Origin of the sequence: Pseudomonas persica, assembly GCF_900291015.1 — a bacterium.
Classification (GTDB): Bacteria; Pseudomonadota; Gammaproteobacteria; order Pseudomonadales; family Pseudomonadaceae; genus Aquipseudomonas.
Genome location: NZ_OLKL01000283.1, coordinates 1 through 248 on the forward strand (window position 1 = coordinate 1; position 248 = coordinate 248).

General features: G+C 65.3%; 1 pseudogene. It reads left to right on the forward strand.

The features are described 5' to 3' along the window. Positions 1-248 (forward strand): annotated as a pseudogene (locus FQ664_RS26585) (choline-sulfatase); the annotation flags it as partial.

The window sequence follows — 248 nt, forward strand, 5'->3', positions numbered from 1 at the left end:
CTCTATGACCTGAGCCGCGACCCGCACGAGCGGGAGAACCTCACCGACAGCCCGGACCACCAGGTGCTGCTGCAGGCATTTGTCGATGAAGCGCAACAGCGCTGGGACATCCCCAGCCTGCGCCAGCAGGTGCTGGCCAGCCAGCGCCGCCGCCGACTGGTGGCCGAAGCGCTGGCCATCGGCAAGCTGAAAAGCTGGGATCACCAACCACTGGTGGACGCCAGCCAACAGTACATGCGCAACCACAT